Source organism: Streptococcus sanguinis (assembly GCF_020729725.1).
In the GTDB taxonomy this organism is placed as follows: domain Bacteria; phylum Bacillota; class Bacilli; order Lactobacillales; family Streptococcaceae; genus Streptococcus; species Streptococcus sanguinis_V.
The window spans coordinates 119,957-140,886 of record NZ_JAJEPA010000021.1 but is presented as its reverse complement, the minus strand read 5'-3'; the positions used below and the strand labels follow the sequence as shown (position 1 = coordinate 140,886).

20 protein-coding genes are annotated in these 20,930 nt (G+C 41.6%); 3 read left to right on the top strand and 17 right to left on the bottom strand.

The window, feature by feature from the left end:
• Positions 1–54: 54 nt before the first annotated feature.
• The gene (locus K4I03_RS10845; protein ID WP_227965299.1) at positions 55–747 is read left to right on the top strand and encodes an outer membrane protein assembly factor BamE; all 693 of its coding nucleotides are present in this window, start codon (positions 55–57) and stop codon (positions 745–747) included.
• A 231-nt stretch (positions 748–978) separates the two neighbouring features.
• Here K4I03_RS10845 and nusG read toward each other — a convergent pair whose 3' ends face one another.
• Positions 979–1,515: a transcription termination/antitermination protein NusG gene (gene nusG, locus K4I03_RS10840; RefSeq protein WP_002894018.1), complete on the bottom strand. Its 537-nt coding sequence runs from the start codon at positions 1,513–1,515 to the stop codon at positions 979–981.
• A 788-nt stretch (positions 1,516–2,303) separates the two neighbouring features.
• Between nusG and K4I03_RS10835 the strand changes: the two genes are divergently transcribed.
• Complete coding sequence (locus K4I03_RS10835) at positions 2,304–2,660, top strand: hypothetical protein (RefSeq protein ID WP_227965297.1); 357 nt, start codon at positions 2,304–2,306, stop codon at positions 2,658–2,660.
• Between the two features lie 491 nt (positions 2,661–3,151).
• Here K4I03_RS10835 and secE read toward each other — a convergent pair whose 3' ends face one another.
• From secE to pbp2a, 3 genes are all read right to left on the bottom strand, one after another.
• Entirely contained in the window at positions 3,152–3,331 is a 180-nt protein-coding gene (gene secE / locus K4I03_RS10830; protein ID WP_002894022.1) for a preprotein translocase subunit SecE, read from the bottom strand.
• A 9-nt stretch (positions 3,332–3,340) separates the two neighbouring features.
• Positions 3,341–3,493: a 50S ribosomal protein L33 gene (gene rpmG, locus K4I03_RS10825; RefSeq protein WP_002894024.1), complete on the bottom strand. Its 153-nt coding sequence runs from the start codon at positions 3,491–3,493 to the stop codon at positions 3,341–3,343.
• A 68-nt stretch (positions 3,494–3,561) separates the two neighbouring features.
• Positions 3,562–5,790 carry a penicillin-binding protein PBP2A gene (gene pbp2a / locus K4I03_RS10820; protein WP_227965295.1) on the bottom strand — a complete coding sequence of 743 codons (2,229 nt, stop codon included), beginning with the start codon at positions 5,788–5,790 and terminating at the stop codon, positions 3,562–3,564.
• A gap of 176 nt (positions 5,791–5,966) precedes the next feature.
• Here pbp2a and K4I03_RS10815 point away from each other — a divergent pair, with 176 nt between their 5' ends.
• The gene (locus K4I03_RS10815; RefSeq protein WP_227965293.1) at positions 5,967–6,842 is read left to right on the top strand and encodes an RluA family pseudouridine synthase; all 876 of its coding nucleotides are present in this window, start codon (positions 5,967–5,969) and stop codon (positions 6,840–6,842) included.
• A gap of 71 nt (positions 6,843–6,913) precedes the next feature.
• On the opposite strand, the gene K4I03_RS10810 is transcribed toward K4I03_RS10815, so the two are convergent.
• The 13 genes from K4I03_RS10810 to K4I03_RS10750 all read right to left on the bottom strand — a co-directional run bounded on the left by K4I03_RS10810 (position 6,914) and on the right by K4I03_RS10750 (position 20,926).
• The gene (locus K4I03_RS10810) at positions 6,914–7,888 is read right to left on the bottom strand and encodes an acyltransferase family protein (RefSeq protein WP_227965291.1); all 975 of its coding nucleotides are present in this window, start codon (positions 7,886–7,888) and stop codon (positions 6,914–6,916) included.
• A gap of 185 nt (positions 7,889–8,073) precedes the next feature.
• Positions 8,074–9,090, bottom strand: coding sequence for a UDP-glucose 4-epimerase GalE (gene galE, locus K4I03_RS10805; protein WP_227965289.1), 1,017 nt, complete (start codon positions 9,088–9,090; stop codon positions 8,074–8,076).
• 451 nt (positions 9,091–9,541) lie between these two features.
• Positions 9,542–10,951 carry a lipopolysaccharide biosynthesis protein gene (locus tag K4I03_RS10800; protein ID WP_227965287.1) on the bottom strand — a complete coding sequence of 470 codons (1,410 nt, stop codon included), beginning with the start codon at positions 10,949–10,951 and terminating at the stop codon, positions 9,542–9,544.
• 10 nt (positions 10,952–10,961) lie between these two features.
• Positions 10,962–12,047: an NAD-dependent epimerase/dehydratase family protein gene (locus K4I03_RS10795; RefSeq protein ID WP_227965285.1), complete on the bottom strand. Its 1,086-nt coding sequence runs from the start codon at positions 12,045–12,047 to the stop codon at positions 10,962–10,964.
• On the bottom strand, positions 12,028–12,750 hold the full coding sequence (gene ispD / locus K4I03_RS10790; protein ID WP_002894037.1) for a 2-C-methyl-D-erythritol 4-phosphate cytidylyltransferase: 723 nt from the start codon (positions 12,748–12,750) through the stop codon (positions 12,028–12,030). The genes K4I03_RS10795 and ispD overlap by 20 nt, the downstream gene beginning before the upstream one ends.
• Positions 12,747–14,072: an O-antigen polymerase gene (locus K4I03_RS10785; protein WP_227965284.1), complete on the bottom strand. Its 1,326-nt coding sequence runs from the start codon at positions 14,070–14,072 to the stop codon at positions 12,747–12,749. The genes ispD and K4I03_RS10785 overlap by 4 nt, the downstream gene beginning before the upstream one ends.
• Positions 14,072–14,995, bottom strand: a complete 924-nt coding sequence (locus tag K4I03_RS10780; protein ID WP_227965283.1) for a LicD family protein — start codon at positions 14,993–14,995, stop codon at positions 14,072–14,074. Before K4I03_RS10780 ends, K4I03_RS10785 begins: the two co-directional genes overlap by 1 nt.
• A gap of 5 nt (positions 14,996–15,000) precedes the next feature.
• A complete protein-coding gene (locus K4I03_RS10775) occupies positions 15,001–15,960 on the bottom strand; it encodes a glycosyltransferase family 2 protein (protein ID WP_227965282.1) in 960 nt (319 codons plus the stop codon).
• 90 nt (positions 15,961–16,050) lie between these two features.
• Entirely contained in the window at positions 16,051–16,851 is an 801-nt protein-coding gene (locus K4I03_RS10770; RefSeq protein ID WP_265333642.1) for a glycosyltransferase, read from the bottom strand.
• A gap of 44 nt (positions 16,852–16,895) precedes the next feature.
• Positions 16,896–17,756, bottom strand: a complete 861-nt coding sequence (locus K4I03_RS10765) for an NAD-dependent epimerase/dehydratase family protein (protein WP_227965280.1) — start codon at positions 17,754–17,756, stop codon at positions 16,896–16,898.
• Between the two features lie 6 nt (positions 17,757–17,762).
• The gene (locus K4I03_RS10760; protein ID WP_002908523.1) at positions 17,763–18,368 is read right to left on the bottom strand and encodes a sugar transferase; all 606 of its coding nucleotides are present in this window, start codon (positions 18,366–18,368) and stop codon (positions 17,763–17,765) included.
• Positions 18,369–18,383: 15 nt separating this feature from the next.
• Positions 18,384–20,186: a polysaccharide biosynthesis protein gene (locus K4I03_RS10755; RefSeq protein ID WP_227965279.1), complete on the bottom strand. Its 1,803-nt coding sequence runs from the start codon at positions 20,184–20,186 to the stop codon at positions 18,384–18,386.
• Positions 20,187–20,227: 41 nt separating this feature from the next.
• Positions 20,228–20,926, bottom strand: a complete 699-nt coding sequence (locus tag K4I03_RS10750; protein ID WP_227965277.1) for a polysaccharide biosynthesis tyrosine autokinase — start codon at positions 20,924–20,926, stop codon at positions 20,228–20,230.
• Between the last annotated feature and the right edge of the window lie 4 nt (positions 20,927–20,930).

The following is a 20,930-nucleotide window of genomic DNA, read 5'->3' as shown; positions in this document are numbered from 1 at the left end:
ATATAATATTATAAAAATATCATCCATCATCAGCGAAAGGAAAAAAGATTGATTATGAAAAAAGTCAGCTTCTATACCCTTAGTCTCCTCTCTTTGCTAGCTCTCTCAGCCTGCATGCCTGCCAAGCAGACGCAGCAAAGAAAAAAGACGCCTAGCTCCCTCAAAGCTTCGAAAAGTTCATCCTCAACAAAGGAATCTAGCAAAAAAAGTTCCTCTTCTAGTGAAGATGATGAAGACTACTCTACTTCTTCTAGCTCTAATACTCGCAAGGACCCTAATGCTCAAATCAGCCTAATTGATCAGGGAGAGGCTCTGGAAGCTCTTGGGGATATCCCTGAAATTCCAAAATGGGCTGAATTTAAAACCATAAAAGTTGAGTCCCTTATAGGATCTGCTGGTCCTACTCCCAGCACCAAAGATGAGGTTGTCAGCAAAATGGGACCCGCTGACTCAGATATGGGAAGTGGCGGCTTTTGGCGAGGAACTGATTACAGCATCTTGATAAGTTTTAGTGACCAGGGAGCAGTAACTACCAAGACAGCCAGCCTACCTAATCCTAAGAAAATCAACAATCTCAAGGATGTGCAACCTGGGATGTCCGCGCAGGAGGTCGTTGCTAAACATGGACGCCCAGAAACAATCGCAGTCTTTGGCCACTCAACTGTTTTTGGATGGGAAGGTCAAGATGGCAAAGATTACAGCGTCATGTTCGATCAAGATAAAGTCTATCAGATTGTTGAACCGTAAAATGTAAATTTGCTATTTTAAACTTTAGATTTTATAGAACTCTATTAATTTCTCTACTCAGAATAATCAAATCGTTGGGGTAATGTCTACCTATCAAATGAAACAAACTAAAGACATTATTGACTCCGTCATTAAGGATAAGTAATCTCACACTTCGTTCCAAAAACACAAAAATCCAAGACTGAAAAAAGTCTTGGATTTTATTTTTGACGAGGATAGCGGCTTCGTCAATTAAAGCTCTGCAATTTGGCTAAGATTAACTTCGGCCACGGTGTCATTACCAAACATGGAAATAATCATCTTGACCTTGTTATTATCAATCTCCGTAATCTTACCTGTATAGTCAGTGAAGGCACCATCGATGATACGAACAGTATCCCCAACCTTAACGTCCAAGTCAAACTCCTGCACTGTTTGACCCATAGAAATGAGAATATTGCGAATTTCTTCTTCCAAGAGTGGCGTTGGTTTAGAGCGGTTCCCGTGTGAGCCGACAAATCCTGTTACATTCGGAGTATTCCGCACGACAAACCAAGCTTCGTCTGTCATTACCATTTCCACCAAGACATAACCAGGGAAGCGATTTTCTTCGATTTCCTTGGTCTTGCCATTTTTCTCGACTTGCACGGTCTGAGTAGGGATTTCCACGCGCAAGATATTTTCAAGCATATTATAAGTCTGAGCGCGCTGCAAAAGATTTTCTTTTACCTTGTTTTCATAGCCTGAATAGGTCTGCAGTACAAACCAGCCTTTGTCAAAACTGTCCATGAGTTCATCCTTTCCTAAATAAAAAAGCCTATGGGCTTCTGCTTCTTTCTAGCCCTATTATACCATAATTTCCTCAAATGCAAAGGAATTTATTAACTATTTTCCTGACAAATCAAAGTCTTTTAATTCTGCCTCAAAATTCTTGACAAGGGAATATAAAATGGTATAATAAATCTATAATTTAATATTTTTACTTTTCAGTTGGGTATGAGGCCTGTCGGCTTCATTCTATCTTTAAGAACTGACTTTCTACTCTTTACTGAGATTTAGACTGCTTAAGAGATAGTGCCAAAATACAGAAAAACAATCTACGAAGCTATGGGATTGGTATTTTGAAAGATTTTGTGTAACAGCTTAGACATTTATGACTATCGGTAATATTATGACTTTTCGGGCTATGGCTTGAAGAACACTAAGAAAGATTTTTTCAAAACTGACTACATAGGATGTTTTGTTATTAGAATCGCTTTTTGGTGTGCTTTGAACTTGTTTGAAGGGTCTTTTTTTGCTGAACAAATGAATGTCGAATCAGAAAGTATTTCCAGTTGGAAAAAATTCTGATTTCACAGGTGTTCAAATGGCAAGCTGCGAGTGTGGCTTTTTTATTTGAACAAATTATTGATATCTTTAAGGAGGCGAGATTATGAAGAAAGAGACTGCAGACCAGCAGCCCATCAACTAATCTTCTCCTTAGAGTACAAGCAAGCCTGACAAGCCATTAAAGAAGACATGTATTCTTTAGCAGCATTCAGGTACATCCGCATGTCCTATGAAAGGAGACGATTGACATGCTCAACACTATCACGGACGCCATCCACTCTCTCGCTCCCAACATCTCGGTTGTTATCACCGTCGTCCTGCTCTACTTGGGCAAGAAGACGGCTGATAAGCTCGTTGACGAGGTCCTCAAGGACCTCATTGCTTCGGGAAAGAAGTTCCTGGAGAAGCGCAAGCAAAAGCGTCAGCAGAGCCTGCGGAAGCAGATCATTCTTCTTCGGAAGAAGAATGCTGAACTTCGCAAGCTCACTAAGCTGGACGAGCGCAAGCTCGAGGAGCTTTTGCTCAACAAGAACGAGCAGCAGCGCAAGCAAAACCGCAGCAATAAGAAGCGGGGAAAGCACAACAACAAGCGCCGGAAGAAGTAATTCCGGTGCAACCAAGGAGCCCTCATCTACGCCAATAGATGAGGGCTCCGGCTTTATTCTGGGAGAATTTCTATAAAAAAACTCTCACCTACGCCAATAGATGAGAGCCCTCGATTGTACATGCATACAACCTATCACGGAATTATATTATAACTTATTTTTTATACCTTGTCAAGTGTTATATAAAAATAGTATGTGTCATAGATTTTGAGAAGATAAAAAATCTAAACTCACTAACAACTATTTAGAAAATTATATCCTGCCAGAATGGTTCATTAAAAAACTCTCATCTACGCCAATAGATGAGAGTCCTCGATTGTACATGCATACAACCTATCCTAGGTATACTATTTTAGCCCCTTTTTTATACTTTGTCAAGCTTCACCTAGAATAGAATAACTACATACGTCAAAAATCCCACCTACTCACAATAGGTGGGAATTTGAATAATATGGCTGCCGCAGGATTCTTCTCTATTTCTACTTCAGTTATTAAGAGAAAATATTCAGAATCTGGAAAAGACCGCTTGCTACTACTTTGTCAAAGATATAGATGATTACCACAAAGAATGCAGTGTATTCCATGACAGAAATAAAATCTGTCCATCTTTCTTTTCGTGTAGGCCAAGTTGTATCTTTCAATAATTTAAAAACATCTTTAAAAAATTTCACAACAATCTCCTATCTAGTTTCTTTATGCAGGGTGTATTTACTGCAATGCTTACAAAATTTATTAACTTCTAAACGCGTTGGTTTTGGAGTGCTACTGAGCTTAACCGAGTAGTTCCTAGAACCACAGACTGTACACGCTAGACTCGCTTTTTTTAATGCCATAACGCCTCCATCTTTCTTATTATAGCAGGATTCTATGCTTTTGACAAGTCGTTCAGCTCTTTTAAATCCTATTGAAACCAGCTGGTAACAGTATCCCAGAGATTCTTAGCTTTCTCAGGAATACCAGTGTCATCAATGGCTTTCTTGGCTTCATCCACCAGATTTTGAGCTCGGTCCTGAACATCCTGCAGGAAGTCTTTGTTTTCAGTTGTAGTACCCGTTTCCTCCGTACCATAGGTGTCCACAGGGGCAATGCCGTTGGCAGCATAGGCATTCTTCTGCCCTTCAAAGGAAGTTCCGTCTGTATATGGCAGGATGCTATTGGCAACATTTCGGAAAACCGCCGAGGCTTCATTCGCACTGGTTCCAGTCAGATAGTGGGTCTCATCAGTTTTTGGAAAGCCTAGCCACTGGCTGATAACCACATCTGGCGTATAACCAATAACCCATTGGTCACCAGATAGATCTGGGTTAAAGTCCGTTTCAGTCGTACCGGTCTTACCAGCCATAGTATAGCCATACGGAGCCGCATAGATACCTGTACCATTCGAGAAAGTCCCCAGCATCATGCTGTTCATCTTGTCAGTCGTTGAGCTATTGAGGACCCGAGTAGAGGTTTGGCGATGGGTCTTGACGACCTGACCGCTGGCATTTTCAATTTTTGTAATGAGATGGGCATCATTCATCACACCGCCGTTGGCAAAGACTGAATATGCTTGCGCCATCTGCATTGGATTGGTTGTAACTCCGCTTCCTAGCGCTACTCCCAAAGTCTTATCGACCTTGTCCATATTCAGACCAAACTTTTTCCCGTACTCAAAGGCTTTGTTAATGCCTAACTCATCTACAGTTGAAACAGCCGGAATGTTCAGAGATTCTGCCAAGGCTTGATACATTGGAACTTTAGGGGAGCTTTGGATATTGCCGTAATTGTTGATGGTATAGTCGCCAAAGGTGGTTCTGGTATTATCCAACTCCTTATCTGTCGGCCAACCAGCAGCAACGGCTGGACTGTAAGCAACCAGAGGCTTGATAGTAGAGCCGGGGCTGCGGGAAGACTGAGTTGCATAGTTAAAGCTTCTGAAGGTCGAACCTTCTGCACTATTGACTCGCCCGACTAGTGCTCGCACACCGCCGGTTTTTGGATCCAAGGCAACACTGCCCGACTCAGCCATAGTGCCATCTTCTGCTACCGGAAAGAGAGAGACATTGCTGTAAATAACCTGCATGCTGGCTTGGTAGTTCTGATCCAGTTCAGTATAAATGCGATAGCCATTATTAACAATCTCTTCTTCAGTCAAGCCGTAGTCATTGACCGCTTCATTGATGACCGCATCGAAATAGGATGGATAGCGATAGTCTTCTGACTTACCGGCATAAGCATCAACCAGCTGGCCACCGATTCCTACAGCGGCAGCCTGATCGGCCGTCCCCTGATCAATAAAGCCTGCAGCAACCATATTTTGCAGCACCGTATTACGGCGATTGGTCGCATTTTCAACCGAATACAGCGGATTATATATCTCCGGCCCCTTGAGCATACCAGCCAGAACAGCCGACTGGTCCAGGCTGAGCTGGCTAGCCGAAACTCCGAAATATTTCTTAGAAGCATCCTCCACACCCCAAACACCATTCCCAAAGTAAGAGTTATTGAGGTACATGGTCAGGATTTCCTGCTTGCTGTATTTCTTATTGATTTCCAGAGCCAGGAAAAATTCCTTGGCCTTCCGCTCAATGGTCTGGTCCTGAGACAGATAGGCATTCTTGGCCAGCTGCTGGGTAATGGTAGACCCCCCACCCGAGCGACCAGCTGTCAGAATAGCTAGGATAAAACGACTGTAGTTAATCCCGCCATTCTCATAGAAAGTCCGGTCCTCTGTCGCGATGACAGCATTCTGCAGGTCTTGACTAATCTCAGTCAGCTCGACATAAGTCCCTTTCTGGCCAGACAGACTTCCTGCTTCATTGCCATCCTTGTCAAAGATGAGCGTGGTAGCTTTGAGGGCATTCTGCAAATCCTTGACATTGGTCGTCTTAGCCACATAAAAGAGATAGCCACCGACCACCAGACCAAAGGTCAAGCCGAGAATCAGGAATATCTTGGTCAGATGAAACCGGCGCCAAAAACGGCGGATAGGGTGCTGAGAGAGAGGTTTCTTCTTGGTCTTGCCTGAACGGCTGAGACCAGACTTAGCCTGCTCTTCTGTCAGCTCTACCTCCTCTGCTGCTTCTTTTTGAGGTTTCTGTATAGTAAAATAATCTACTAATTTTTCAAACAAATCTTTTAAATTCTTCATAAACCTTATTTTATCACCTTATTTAGGTGCAGACAAGAAAGTACCCTATTTCCTGTCTGATTTTTAGTTATTTTTAAGAAAAAGGGTATATTAAATAGCCGTTTAAAAGCCTCTGCAGCAAGTTTTATCCGACACTGCCTATTTCCAAAGTTATGGCTTTCTGCTACAATAAATGTATGAAATTTACACTGACTATCCCAGATGGACTGCCTGCCATGACAGTCAAAGAGCTGCTGGAAGAACAATTTCTCATTCCGCGAAAAATTCGGCACTTTCTGCGGACCAAAAAGCACGTGTCTGTCAACGGTCTAGCTATCAACTGGCAGACTGTAGTCAAATCTGGAGATGATATCTGCCTGATATTTGACGAGGAGGATTATCCTCAAAAGACAATCTTATTTGGAAATGGCAAACTCGTAGAAGAGCTCTATCAGGACCAGCACCTCATTATCGTCAATAAACCCGAGGGTATGAAAACCCACGCTAATGAACCAACAGAGCTAGCCCTTCTTAATCATGTTTCTGCCTATGTCGGCGAGACCTGCTATGTTGTTCACCGGCTGGATAAAGAAACCAGCGGCGCTGTCCTCTTTGCCAAGAACCCCTTTGTTCTACCCATCCTCAATCGGCTGCTGGAAAAGCGAGAAATCAGCCGCGAATATTGGGCTCTGGTCCAAGGCAAGTTCCCAAGCAAAAAGCTTATCTATAAAGACAAGATTGGCCACGACCGCCATGACCGCAGGAAACGGCTGGTTGACCCCCGAAAAGGACTCTATGCAGAGACCCATGTGACTAGGGTCAAGCAATTTGGGCAGGCTGCCTTGGTCAAATGCCAACTCAAGACTGGCCGCACCCATCAGATCCGTGTTCATCTAGCTCACCACGGACACCCACTTATCGGTGACCCCCTTTATCATCCGCAGCCCAAAGGGCGGCTTATGCTCCATGCCCACCGGCTGACCTTCACCCACCCTTTTACGCTAGAAAAAATAACCATCGAAGCCCGCTCTGACAATTTTGAAAAAGTATTGAGCAGTCTAAACCCAAGATAGACCAAGAAAAGCAACAGTATGATCTGTTGCTTTTAGTTTGGAGTGAAGAGGATAAGCTATGATAACTTACATCACTGAGCCGGAAGTGCACTGATAAGTCTGGGCCTGATAGCTTTCTGAAAAACTATGCTCAGCAAATAAGACAGTAAGAAAATGATAAAAAAGCCAAAACTATAAATAGTATTCCGAGGCATTATCGACCTGAAAATGAAGATAATAAAAGGATGGATGATATAAATCATGGTGGCGTACTTTTTGGCAATATTATTCAAAATCGGAATATCAATATTGGTCCCATTTCTGACCGCATAGAGGAAAATTGCACTGGAAGACAAAAGGGTACTAGGATAGAGGTCGTACTCCGTACCCATGAAACAGTACTCAAGCAGAATCAAGCCTGCTATTCCCAAGCCAATCGTCCATTTCCTGACAGAAGACAAGTCGTAGGCTAAAATCCGATCCCGATGCTTGGCAAACTGCATGCCTAGAATAAAGAAGGGAAGGCCCATAAACAGGAAGTTACGATAGTAAAATTCGCTGTCTGTATTGAACTCGATACAAAAGGCCAGGACCAACAAGAATAAGGACACACCAAAGCTAGTTAAACGGTGGAAACGCTTATAAAAAACCAGATAAAGCGTATAGATATAGGAGATAGCCAGCAAATACCAAGTCGGTGTAGCAGTTGAGCCAATCAAGTCTCTGGGACTGTTAAAGAGGAAAAAGTCTGCAAAATCAGATAGGTTTATAGCCGCCATCTTTTCTGTTAGTTCTCTGGCCAGCACTAGGTTGACAAAATGCACAATCGTGTAAAATAGGAGACTGGCAGCTGTCAAAAGAAGCATCTGCTTGAGACGATACTTGACCTTATCCCTGGAAATATTAAAGGAAAAATAGCCCGACAGCATCATGAAAAAGGGAACTGCAAAGCGGGCCACAATTTGATAAAAAACGCCAAATTGCCCCGGCAACAGAAAGTGTAAGGAAACAATACTAAAGCAAGCTAGGGCCTTGAAAGCGTGCAAAGTTGTGTTTTCAGTCTTCATGCAGACATTATAGCATGTTTATTATTACAGCTCATCAAAACCAGATTACACGCCCATTAAAAAACATATCAATTGATGACATTCTTTAAAAACTTTTGCATCCAACGAAACTTATATCTCTTCTATAAGAAGAACTCTTCTGCACTATTACAGAAGAGTTTTGTTCACCTGACTGATATTCTACATTAGCTTTCATAGCCATTGGGATTTGAGCTTTGCCATCTCCAAGAATCTCGCATCATATCTTGGAGAGTTTTCTCAGCTTTCCAGCCCAAAATGTCATTCGCTTTGCTTGCATCAGCATAGCAAGTCGCCACATCTCCAGGTCGTCTATCCTTGATAGCATAAGGAATTTTCACACCATTGACATTCTCAAAGGCCTTAACCATATCCAGTACACTATAACCGATTCCTGTACCAAGATTGAAAACAGCGACGCCCTTGTTTTCTAAATTATGTTTCAAAGCTAAAACATGACCCTTGGCTAAATCGACTACATGGATATAATCCCGCACTCCTGTACCGTCGTGCGTATCATAATCATTTCCGAAAATGCTAAGCTCTTGTAATTTACCGACCGCAACCTGGGTAATATAAGGCATGAGGTTATGAGGAATTCCATTTGGAGCCTCACCAATCAGACCAGACTCGTGAGCACCAATCGGATTAAAATAACGAAGATTAGTCACAGACCAATCTGAATGTGCAAGAGCAAGATCCGTCAAAATCTGCTCCATCATCAGCTTGGTATAAGCATATGAATTGGTCGCTGAAATAGATAAATCTCCTGTCAAGGATGAACCATGATTCATTCCATAGACTGTGGCACTAGAGCTAAAGATGATATGTTCTACCTTGTACTCTTTCATAACTTCAAGAAGAGCAATACCAGCACTGACATTATTTTCGTAATATTTAAGTGGTTCCCGCACCGATTCTTCTACTGATTTATAGGCCGCTAAATGAATGACTGCATCAATGTGATTGTCTTCGAAAATCTGGTTCATCAGATCTTTATCAGAAATCGAACCCTTGTAAAACGGGATGTTTACACCAGTGATAGTTTCTAAGCGCTCTAGCACTTCTGGAGAGCTATTCGAAAAGTTATCCACGATAATAACTCCATAGCCCGCTGCGACTAATTCAACCACTGTGTGACTTCCTATATACCCCGTTCCACCTGTAACTAAAATTTTTTTCATAGGACACCTCTTCTTGCTGATCCTCACGTTCTCTTTAATTTTACTATTGCAACTAACAGGTATTTCTCTTCCCAAAGTTGACCGCCAAATTCTGCACTTACTAAAAATACCAAAGCCTAGTCCAATTTGCTACCCTATAGCTCTGCTCTCCAGATGATTTTTGAAGTCTCTTCATGGTAGAATAATTTGCAAAACCATTTATATTCTCAGGCATAAAGAACGGAATTATTTTAGCTAATTTCTAGTTATTCTCAAAAATACCATCATCCGCAATAAGTTACTGGAAAAATTGTCTTTCATTTCCACTATATACAATATATGGTTCAGCAAACTGATTGTAGCCAGAGTAACTTTATAAGTAGCTTTGTATGCTAACGCTACATTACAAACCTAAAAAGCCCGGACAGGGCTTAGCATTTAGATTGTTAAACTATTTATAATCTCTCGAGCATCAACGAGCCCGCAATTGCTGGAGCAGGCCTTTCAAACTTTGGTATTTGTAAATGCTGTAGGTCAGATAGACAAATCCGTAGGCTGCTGCAGCTAGATAAACTGATAAAAACCAATTCGAAGCAATAAATACAAGTGTCATTAGCAACTCAACCCAGATATCTTTGACAACCTCGATCTGCATCCTTTTGGCTAAGATTAGCTCTGCCAGTATACTCCTAGTCGCCAGCAACAGCACGATAGACAGCACTGTAGCATTCAGATTGCGCAGAAAAACTGCAAAAATCAAGGTAGTAACAAAGCTTAAGAGCATGGCAATAACATTTACTTTAAAAATCTGCCTCTCCATTCGCAAGGCTTTTAAGTAGGTATTGATAAGCAGAGCCATCTTGCCCTCGTAGACAGACATAGGAAAGACCAGAGCCATAAATATCAAGGACTCTCTGTAAGCCGGCAGCCAGCTGTCCAAAGCTATTTTCAGGGGATAATACAGCAAAAGCACTCCAAACATAAGAACCATAAGGATATTCCGCAACTGATTGTAAATCTTAGGCAACTTGCTTTCGTCCGTCCGTTTCAAAATCGGAAAGATGACCAAACCGATAGCATTGATAAAGGTCATCAGCAGATTGGAAATGCTCAAGGTCAAGGATACTTTCCCAAATGTAGCAATGTTCCATACCTTTTGAATCCCCATTCGAACCGTCCCGATAATGAGCATACTGGCTACATTTGATAGCATCAGATTGATACCGACAGCAATATTGCAAACCGTTTCCTGTATATCAAGCTTAAATTGATTGAGAGGTCGCAGGGCCATATCTCGGCATAGATACATAGCATAAAAAAGAGAAACAACTCTACCAATCAAATCTGCATAGACCATAATCTTGAAATCTCGAAAACCTACAAAAATAAAAACCAGCAAAAGCAGTAAATAGAGGAGTCGGTCTCCACTGACAACATAGGAACTCTCCTTTAGTCGATTAGTCATCTGCAGAATGTACACAAAGAGAAAGCGCAGATTGGTGACCAACATGGTATAAACCAAAAGTATAAAAACAAACCGACTGCTCTCATCTCTAATAAAGGCAGAAGTCCCTAAGAAAAATAAAATTCCAATTCCTGTCAGATAGATCAAAAGCATGAGAAACTGAGAGAAAAACTTTTCTTTATCCAGATCATCATACTCCAAACCACCGTAGCGCAGGTAGATTCCGTCCACCCAACCCAGATGAACAAAACCGGCATAAGATAAATAAAAAATATAGAGTTGCCAGTAGCCATACTCCTCTACACCCATAATCTTAGGCAAAATCAAGACAACCAGAGAAGAAACTATTACTGTCAGCAAATTGGACAAGACGACATAGGAAAAATTAGCTATTATTTTTTTAAATCCACCAGACAAATTAGCCCTCCTATTCCTTCCTATCTGCTGCCATGCTCTCAATTAACCGTAAAAACATGGTTTCTAAATCAGTATGGGCTTGCCAGCCCAAACTTTCAATCTTGTCCGTATTAAGACGAATCTTAACTGTCGGATTATAGCCTAGCTTTTCCACATCCTCTGCCAAATCAAAAACTAACTTCGTTTCATTGCTACCACTTAGCTCAATAACCATTTCCGCCATCTCACGAATGGAAATAGCCGTCTCTTTATTGGCGACATTATAAGCTTGACCTGCTTGGCCTTTCAGCAGAATGTAAAAAATGGCTTCAATGGCATCTTTGGTATAGCAGTAGTTCCGAACAGTTTCCCCTTTAGTCCGGAGGATAATATCTCTCTTTTCAAGGACAGCACGCGCAAACTGTGCAAAAACTCTGTTGTCTTCATAGCTCACACCTGGGCCAAAAGTTTGTGACAAACGAGCCATTCTAACTGGCACCTGATACTGATAACAATAGCCTACACATAAGGACTCTGCCATGCGCTTGCTTTCCGAATAACTGCTACGGACACTGGTTGGATCCAAATAACCGTAATCTTTCTCGTTAATGCTGGAAGCATCTGGATTTGTCGTCCCGTAGACTTCCAGAGAAGAGAGATAGACCATACTGCGAACCTGCTTATTTTTAGCCATCTCCAGCAGTTTTTTCGTTCCATTTACGGCTAGATCAATTGTCTCCACAGGATGCTCAACGAAAAAAGAGGAGTCCGTCGCACTGGCTCCATGGATAATATAATCCAAATCCTCCTCTATCTGCCAATCTGACAGCAAGTCAGCATACACTAGCTGCAGATTCTCACTATGTAAAAAATCCTGAAATAGTTCTTCCGCTTTTTTCTGATTTCGGGCCAAGGCCACTACTCTGACATTGGCATCGTACAAATCATTTAAAGCCATCAAGGCGGAAATACAGTGCCTGCCTATAAGTCCGGTTGCTCCGGTTACCAAGACTGTAACATTGCTCAGTTCTCTGAGAATAGGACTGACAGCAGCTAGCTCTTCCATATCCTTTTGTAAAATCGTATTATTTCCCATATCAACCAAAAATTTGTGCATTTTCACGCGCTTCGTAAATCGCTCTAAAGATATAAAAATCAGATGGAGTCGTAATTTTAATATTTTCGCTGCCCCCCATGACTGTATGCAGAGGGAGTCCAAAATAACGAGCCAACGTCGCAGAATCTGTCATATCAAACTGATTCTCTGCCTGAGCTTTTAAATGCAGGGAGTGAATCTTTGAAAGCGCAAAGGTTTGAGGAGCGACAGCTGTCTGACAAGTGGAACGCTCAATAACCTGATTAATAACATCCGCCTCGTCGACCTGAATGACCGTTTCGATAACCGGCTTAACCGTAATAGCTGCCCCATACTTTTTGGCTGCTTCAATATTTTTAGAAATAATTCCCCCGTCAATCAAGGGGCGAACACCATCATGAATCAACACATAGTCGTCATCGTTCTTGTACTTTTCCCGTAAGACAGATAGACCATTAAAAATAGACATTTGTCCAGTCTCTCCACCAGGAACCACTTGACTGACTTTTTTAATATTGAATCGAGCTAATAAATCTCTGCAATAATCCAGCCAGCCGTCTACACAGACAACCACAATGTCCGATACTGCCGGATGGTCTTCAAAATGCTCAATCGTATGAATAATAATAGGCTTACCGTGCAACTCTAAAAACTGCTTGGGTAAGGTCTTGGTATTCATGCGGCTGCCTGTGCCGCCTGCGAATATCAGAGCTGATGTCGTCATACCGATACTTTCCTTCCTCTCCTTGTAAATCGTACTCTACTCAGTAAATCAGCTGCCATATAAATCACAAAAGCATAGATAATCCGATTAATATGGGTTGTCAGCAATGACAGCAACGTTTCCTGAAAGAATGAAATGACCAAAGGATACGCAAATAAAGCGAAAACAATAACCTTTAGCGGGGTGAAATAGCGTTTTTTGATAGAATAGTAGAAACTTCCGTAAAAGAAGCCATATAAAAGCTGAAAGATAAGGACTGAAAAATAACCAAAATCCTTGATAAAGTAGTAATAAATTGTGTAAACATTGGTTTTATCGTCGTTAAAATGAACAACAGGCAGGAAAGGTGTCAGCTCATGACTAGACAGACCAAGGGATTTCAATGTTCCATAGATAGCAATAAGAGTATTTTCTCCAAAGACTTGATTATCGCTATAAAGAGTAGGATTTTTTAGATAATAGTCTAAAGCCTGAATGGGTGAACCCATATATTTAACCAAATTATCCAAAATTCCGAACTCTGCCCGACTATCCACTCGATTGAGAACAAATGTTCCAACCGCCATAAATAAGACAAGAAATATAAAGCCAATTATCAGCAAAGAGCGAAAAAGCTTCACACCATACCTGCTGTCTTTCCACGAATAATACTTCGAGAAAAACAACATATACACAATAGCATAGCCTGCAACCAAGCCCAGCAACTCCGTACGTCCGGTAGACAAGAGAGAAATACCTAAAGAAATCAGACTAACCAGCAGTAACTTGCCCTTGTAAAAAATGCCATCTTTTCCTGAAAAAATAGACTCGCAGAAAAAGTAGAAGAAAACAATTCCTAAAGAAAAGTTAACCCGCAGCAAATTGAGACTAAGACGGCTAAGAGAGAAATCATAATTTGTAGTCATATGCCGAGCCAATTCAATGGTTTTAAACAATCCCCCAGGTACCTGCTTGCTCTGCGCCGCCAAATAAAGCAAATCGGAATAAATAAACCTGACCGCATAAACCAAAAACAAGAGAACTAAAATAATGAAAAAATTACTCACCTTTATTTGACTAGGTTTGGCGTCCAACTTCCTCTCAGCAAACAAATTCGATGATAAGAGGACTCCCATTAAAAAAATGGCATTCCCAACAAAGATAACAGTGACCGTTATCAGAGAAAGTCCCTCTCCCCATTTGGATGAATAAAATGCAGTAAAAATGCTTGCTATCATCCATATTGCCAAGTATATAAAAGCCGGGTTAGCATAGTCTCTCCCTACTGTTTTGATTGTCAAAAACAATAGGAAAAGGCCACCCAAAATTAGTAAAAAAACCATTATCTTCCTTCTATTAATTCAACCCAATTATCTCTCAGTCTGACATGACGTTCTGTCTGTTCTTTTCTTTCAGGCGGTGTCATGTAATCACCGTAGCGATTGGTCAGATACTTGTCCGCATCATTGGGTCCATCGAACTCATAGCCTTCAAAGGAATACTTCTTAGCTGGATAGAAACTTTCATAGTCGATTGTCTCTCCCAAATAGCCTTTTACACCATAAGCAATTGTTATTTTTGAAGTCTTCTTATTAGACTGAATGAGTTTTTCCATCAACTTATACATATTAGCCGGCCCCATGATAAAAGAAGGGAAGCCTATCAGTCTTCTGATCCAAAGATTTTGTCTGAGTTCTTTGGATTCTTTAGCCATATAGGTCAGATGCGGAGTAAACTTTGTATAGCAGCGTGAGCTATTGTGTGACAAATCCAAGGCTCTGAATAGAAGGCCCTTGAGCTTGCGAAGCATGTTATTCTCTGGGACAAAGTCAATTGGCAGCATATCAAGATAAAGATGTTTCTTTTTACTGAAACCTTCTCCCAAAACATCATAGTAGGTCAGTGACTTGCTCTGCAGCTTTAGCACCTTAAAGACACTATCTGTCGCATCCGCAGGAGAGATCAGCTCGAAGTCCTCGCTGTCCGCAAAGATTTCCTGCAGACGATTGTAGTCCTCTCGGAACATCACCAAGTCAATATCATCATCCCAAGGGATGTAGCCCCCATGTCGCAAAGAACCAATCAAGGTCCCTGCAACCATGTAGGAATGAATATGATGCCGACGACACTCTGCATCAAATTTTTTATACATTTTTAAATATGCTTTTTGTAAAACCTTTAATTTATCATCTGTAATTTTCTGATACATGGGGCTGAAGCGTTCTCCCAAAGCCAACTCCCATTCAATCTTACTGGTTCCTCTCATTTTTCTTACCTCCCAAACTTTTTCAATAATCTCCTAGCAACTCCATTCAGTGAATAGGTGTATACCAAATCACTGATGAAATCTTTTATTGTTCGATACTCCCTTATTTGAAACATCAGGCTCAAAGCCCAAAATGGATTTCTAGACTGTAATAATTTCAGTCTAAGATTGGTCAAGGCCAAAGCCCTAGCAAGCTGGCGATGATCCGCCTCAGAAATCTGTCGCTCTTCTGCAATTTTTTTCACGGACTCATAGCGACTGATGACCTTCTGTAAATAGTTAATCCTAGATAACCTTGTTTTATTAAAACTGAGCGACGACGCAGACCGGGTTACATTCGCCTGATGAATGCGGTGCTGATCTAGAAGCTGGTCCAAGCAAATAACTTTTCCATACAATGGAGCCAGCATACCAAATAAAACGTCATGATAATCAAATCCAGGATAATCCGTATACTGCTGCTGCAAAATATTAGTCAGTACCGACTTTCTAAAAGCTGTCTGATAACCTGACGGCCATTTTTTCAGAAGCCAAGCTAGATCTCTTTCTCGCCTTTCTCCTGAAACCTTAGGTTCCTTGATGACCTGACCTTTTTGATCAATCAAGTAAGACTGGCCATACACCATAGCAGCGTCTGTTTCTAACAGTACTTTCTGCAAGGCAGCTGTTTTATCAGGCAGCCATTTATCATCCTGATCAGCGAAAAAAACAATATCGTGCTCAGCCAAACTCGCTAATTTTATAAAAGTTCGATAATGGCCCAAATTTTCCTGATTTTCAAGCAGCTGCCAATCAGTCAGTTGGTGCTTGGTGATGTAGTCCCTGATTAGCGCCACTGTCTGATCTGTCGAACAGTCATCACAGATAATGACCTGATCAGGCTTCAGCTTTTGAGTGCGGATAGAGTCTAGTTGCTCCAAAATAAAATCCGCCCCATTATAGGTCGCCATCACGACAGAAATCATTTCTCTCTCCTTCCTAAACTTTTCATCCTATATCCCCTTAACTTCTAGCTTTCTCCCTATCTAAGCTAGACTGCTCTGTCTGTAAAGTCATTACTTTCTTCTAAGCAGATACTTATAAATGAACGCTTTTATCCAAATAGGCGTTCCCACAAAAGCACGAATCATCAACATATTTTGATAATATTGCCCTCGGTTCAACATACTATGTGACAGCAAAAAAGTATTGACTACTTTCCAGCTGGCAATCTGCTCTGTCTGGCTTCTTCTCGTATGCATGCCGTTTCCGACGCGAGCATAAACCAAGACCCGATTAAGATTGGCGAAACGACAGCCCTGAGCAGCCATTCTCGCCCAAAGATAATAGTCTTCCACTAAAGGCAAGGGCTTGTAATTGCCTGCTTTTAAAACAGATGATTTCTTAAAAAATACCGTCATGTGACAGAAAGGATTTCTCCGCTGCAACCTTTTGATAATTTCTTCATGGGAAAGCGGCATTTGTTTCTCTGCCACTATTTGATCTGGTTCCGTGTCAAATTCTATGATATTGCCACCCAGAACATCTAACTGCGGATGTTGCTCAATATAGTCCACTTGTTGCTGGAAACGATCTGGTGTCGCAATGTCATCTGTATCCATTCTAGCAATCCAGTCATAAGAACAAGCCTCAACTCCTCGATGCAAAGCTTCTCCCAATCCGACATTTTCCTTTAAGGGTAGAACTTTCATCTCTGGAAATGTTTCCTTGAAATCTTGAATCATCTGATAAAGCTCTTCTGTCAGCGGCCCATCCTCTACAAGGACAAGCTCATCTGGCTTGCTGCTTTGCTCTATAAGAACGCTATTTAGACTCTTTCTTAAGAAATCCGGATTCTCCTTCTGATAGACAGACATCAATACCGAAAACTTCACTAACAATCCCCCCCAATCATCCTAAACTAGTTTCCCTTTTCCGTCTTCTCAATAGAGCTCCTAAAATCTGCTACCTGATAAGACTGAGGATAGCTAGACATCTCTTTTTCATAAGTTAAATCTGAAAACAACTTATTCAGAGTCGAAACATGGCGGGACAGTTCTTTTAAAATCCAGTTAAATGCAGGCAGCAAGGCTACTCTCTGGCCATGAGTCCTTTTTATTTCTCTGACTAGCTGAGAGGTATTGACATAGTCCTGATTTTGAGGATAGAAGACACCGCTGTCTTGATTCTGAACAATCAGTCTGATAAACTCACAAAGGTTGTCAATATAAATCATACTACGTTCGTTCTGGACCAAAGGGAAAACTGGTAGTTTCTGAGCCAGCTTTGACAGTCGCTTATAATTTCCCTTAGCTTGATGACCATAAACCATGGGCGGCCGTAAAACTGCCAATTTGAAATCTTCGCTCTCCAATTCCCTCAGAACTTGTTCAGCAGCTAGCTTGCTTTTGCCATAAAAGGAATCAGGACGCTCTTCTGTATCCTTTGTGATAACCCGATCTCCCAAAACTTCGCCATAGACGCTCATGCTGCTCATAAAGATAAACTGTTTGACGCCTTCGCGTTTAGCCTTTTGAGCCAATTCATACGGTAGCTGAGTATTGACTTGATTATATTCCGACTCCATCTCTTTTGATGGGTTAGAGATATGGACAATCGCCGCCAAATGCAAAATTACATCAAAAGACGAAAAATCTTTCTCCTTCCAGACTTCTCCGCGGACGTCCAACTCATCAACCTGGACATCCTCCCGTGAAGAAACATACCTCTTAAAGCTCCGGCCGATATAGCTACCCTCTCCCGTAATTAATATTCTTTTCATCAGCCTTTAATCTTTCTTTTCCATATTTCCCGTGCCGCCTTCAACAACTCCTTCGCTCTTGGCCACACTCTTAATGGTGCCAAAGAAACAGCGGACATCCAATCCAAAAGATAGATGCTGGACGTAGTAGCCGTCCAATTCAGCTTTCTTGGCAATCGGCAACTCATCTCGCCCGTGAATCTGAGCCCATCCCGTCAGACCTGGTAAAACATCATTTGCTCCATAGCGATCTCGCTCTTCAATCAAATCATACTGATTCCAAAGAGCCGGTCTTGGACCTATGATACTCATGTCACCGACAAAAATATTCCAAATCTGAGGCAACTCATCCAGAGACGTCTTCCTAAGAAACTTCCCGACCTTTGTAATCCATTGCTCAGGATTTTCCAGTAAATGAGTTGGGGTATCTTTAGGGGTGTCAATTCGCATCGTTCTGAATTTCAAAATATAGAAGTGTTTCTTATGCAGACCTACCCGCTTCTGTTTGAACAAAACTGGTCCTTTTGAATCCAATTTAATAGCGAGTACTAGAAGCAGAAAAAACGGTGATAAGACAATCATTCCTAAGAATGACAAGACTATATCTAATGTTCGTTTAAAAAATTTATACATGATTATCCTAAAAACTTATTGCTGTGCAAACTTTACCAAGCTGTCCTTGAGGTCATTTGCACCAAGAGACAGAAGAGAGTCCACATAGGAATCCACCTCTATCTTAGGCAGCGACTGAACATTCCCTACAAAAATCTTTTCATAGACTTGATCATTGACCTTTTCCTTGGCGGATAAGAGCTCTTCATAAAGCTTTTCTCCCGGTCGAATGCCTGCTTCCTGAATCTGAATCTCCTCTTCAGTATGGCCGCTGAGTGTGATCATCTTTTTAGCCAGGTCCAAAATTTTCACAGGCTCGCCCATATCCAAGACAAAAACCTCTCCCCCTTGCATCAAGGCTCCAGCCTGAATCACCAAGCGGCTGGCTTCTGGTATCGTCATGAAATAGCGTGTCATTCGAAAGTCCGTCACGGTGATAGGACCTCCCTTGGCAATCTGCTCCTTGAACAAAGGAACCACACTACCTCGGCTGCCCAAAACATTCCCAAAGCGGACAGCTGAGAAAAGAGTCTTTCCTTCTTCATTTAAACTGGTCACGACCATTTCTGCTACACGTTTAGTTGCTCCCATAACATTAGGCGGGTTGACCGCCTTATCTGTAGAAATCATGACAAATTTCGCGACACCAGCTGCCTTTGCTGCTTCTGCTACATTTCGTGTACCATAGATATTGTTTTTGACCGCTTCTGTCGGATTGTACTCCATCAAAGGAACATGCTTATGAGCTGCTGCATGATACACTCGATCAGGACGATAGGTTTCCATAATATGGAAAATCCTCTCTCTATCTTGAATATCTGCAATGATTGGAATCAACTCAATGTCATCTTTATATCGGCTTGACAGCTCCTTATGAATCAAATAAATGGAATTTTCTCCATGACCTAGAAGCAGGAGCCTAGCTGGGCAGAATTGAGCAATCTGACGGCAAAGTTCCGAGCCGATAGAACCACCAGCCCCTGTAACAAGCACTGTCTTACATTTAATATTGGACTTCAAACTTTGCTGATCCAGCTTAACTTCTTTACGCCCTAACAGATCTGCAATATCAATTTCCTGAAGTTTGCTGACAGATAGTTTCCCCGTAATCACCTGTTCATACTTAGGCATGGCATTGACCTTGACCTCCGTTTGTTGGCAATACTCTACGATTCGCTCGTAATCATCCGGAGCCAATGAAGGAATGGCAATGACAATTTGTTCGACTTCATAATTTCCCACAATTTCAGGTATCTGCTCGGTTGTTCCTACAACTTTTACTCCATGAAGATAGGTATTTTGCTTATTCTTATCGTCATCTACAATCGCGACTATCTTTAAATCTTTTGATTTTTGCTGGGCTGTCTTGATAAAAAGACTAGCACCATCCCCTGAACCAACAACAAGGGTTTTCGTCCCATCTACTTTCTTTCCCAGTAAGGCTGACGGGTGCTGCACGAATTCATGAATCTCCCGCCAAGTCAGCCTTGAAGCAATAACCAACAAAAACGATAGCAGCATAGAAAGGACAATATATCTACTGTTTGTGGATTCATAAAAAATTTTCTCTACAATGTATACAATCGAGTAAGCTCCCAAAATTGAGCCCCCCACTCGAAACATTGTTTTGTAATCTGTATACCTTGTAATGGTAGAAAAGACATTCGACAGTGTTGCAAATGTCAAATACAATACAATAATCCCCATTAAAATAGAGACAAAAGACAAATCCGTTATCCCGACATATTTTGCTAAGAAGAATTTTGAAATCCCCTGACTTATACTGAGCAAAATAATATCAACAATAATTAAGATGACTCTTTTTCTCGCTCTTGTCATGTTCCTAATCTCCCAATTATCCTAAAACTCTTTAATCCCTATTATTTCCCATAATTGCCATAGCTGCCGTATCCCCCATAAGTTCCGTAGGCACCATAGCGTTCCAAATCAATGTTATATTTATTGAGGACAACACCCAAAAAAGGAGTTCCCGTTTGTTCTAACTGCTCTTTAGCTTTCATGACTGCTTTTCGTTTGATATGACCTGCTTGAATCACCAAGAAGCTGGCATCGCATTTCTGAGCAATGATAGCCGCATCAATGACCAGACCAATCGGTGAAGTATCCACAATGATATAGTCATAACGGACACGTAGGTCAGTCAAAAGCGCATCAAACTGCTTGCTTTGCAAAAGCCCCGTCGGATTAGGTGATACTGGACCAGATAAGATCACATCCAGATTTTCCAGATCTGTATCGTTGATGACTTCATGCAGGGCAGCCTGTCCTGACAGATAGTCCGTCAGTCCTGATACTTTTCTCTGACTGCTAAACACACCGGACATGACTGAGTTGCGGATATCCGCATCGATCATCAAGGTCTTATGACCAGCTCTGGCAAAGGCGGCCGCGAGATTCACTGAGGTTGTAGACTTTCCTTCATTTGCCGTCACCGAGCTTATTTCGACCATCTTGATATTGGCGCCGCTCAGCTGTACATTAGTACTCAGAGCGTTGTAGTATTCCTCGGTTAGTTTGACAAGGTTCCTTTTTTTCCTAACTAATTCTAAGGTTGCCATTTTC

Coding starts and splice junctions, on each gene's coding strand:
- K4I03_RS10845 (WP_227965299.1), top strand. CDS start 55: ATGAAAAAAGTCAGCTTCTATACCCTTAGTCTCCTCTCTTTGCTAGCT.
- nusG (WP_002894018.1), bottom strand. CDS start 1,515: ATGGACAGTTTTGACAAAGGCTGGTTTGTACTGCAGACCTATTCAGGC.
- K4I03_RS10835 (WP_227965297.1), top strand. CDS start 2,304: ATGCTCAACACTATCACGGACGCCATCCACTCTCTCGCTCCCAACATC.
- rpmG (WP_002894024.1), bottom strand. CDS start 3,493: ATGGCATTAAAAAAAGCGAGTCTAGCGTGTACAGTCTGTGGTTCTAGG.
- pbp2a (WP_227965295.1), bottom strand. CDS start 5,790: ATGAAGAATTTAAAAGATTTGTTTGAAAAATTAGTAGATTATTTTACT.
- K4I03_RS10815 (WP_227965293.1), top strand. CDS start 5,967: ATGAAATTTACACTGACTATCCCAGATGGACTGCCTGCCATGACAGTC.
- K4I03_RS10810 (WP_227965291.1), bottom strand. CDS start 7,888: ATGAAGACTGAAAACACAACTTTGCACGCTTTCAAGGCCCTAGCTTGC.
- galE (WP_227965289.1), bottom strand. CDS start 9,090: ATGAAAAAAATTTTAGTTACAGGTGGAACGGGGTATATAGGAAGTCAC.
- K4I03_RS10795 (WP_227965285.1), bottom strand. CDS start 12,047: ATGCACAAATTTTTGGTTGATATGGGAAATAATACGATTTTACAAAAG.
- ispD (WP_002894037.1), bottom strand. CDS start 12,750: ATGACGACATCAGCTCTGATATTCGCAGGCGGCACAGGCAGCCGCATG.
- K4I03_RS10785 (WP_227965284.1), bottom strand. CDS start 14,072: ATGGTTTTTTTACTAATTTTGGGTGGCCTTTTCCTATTGTTTTTGACA.
- K4I03_RS10780 (WP_227965283.1), bottom strand. CDS start 14,995: ATGAGAGGAACCAGTAAGATTGAATGGGAGTTGGCTTTGGGAGAACGC.
- K4I03_RS10775 (WP_227965282.1), bottom strand. CDS start 15,960: ATGATTTCTGTCGTGATGGCGACCTATAATGGGGCGGATTTTATTTTG.
- K4I03_RS10770 (WP_265333642.1), bottom strand. CDS start 16,851: ATGTCTGTCTATCAGAAGGAGAATCCGGATTTCTTAAGAAAGAGTCTA.
- K4I03_RS10765 (WP_227965280.1), bottom strand. CDS start 17,756: ATGAAAAGAATATTAATTACGGGAGAGGGTAGCTATATCGGCCGGAGC.
- K4I03_RS10760 (WP_002908523.1), bottom strand. CDS start 18,368: ATGTATAAATTTTTTAAACGAACATTAGATATAGTCTTGTCATTCTTA.
- K4I03_RS10755 (WP_227965279.1), bottom strand. CDS start 20,186: ATGACAAGAGCGAGAAAAAGAGTCATCTTAATTATTGTTGATATTATT.
- K4I03_RS10750 (WP_227965277.1), bottom strand. CDS start 20,926: ATGGCAACCTTAGAATTAGTTAGGAAAAAAAGGAACCTTGTCAAACTA.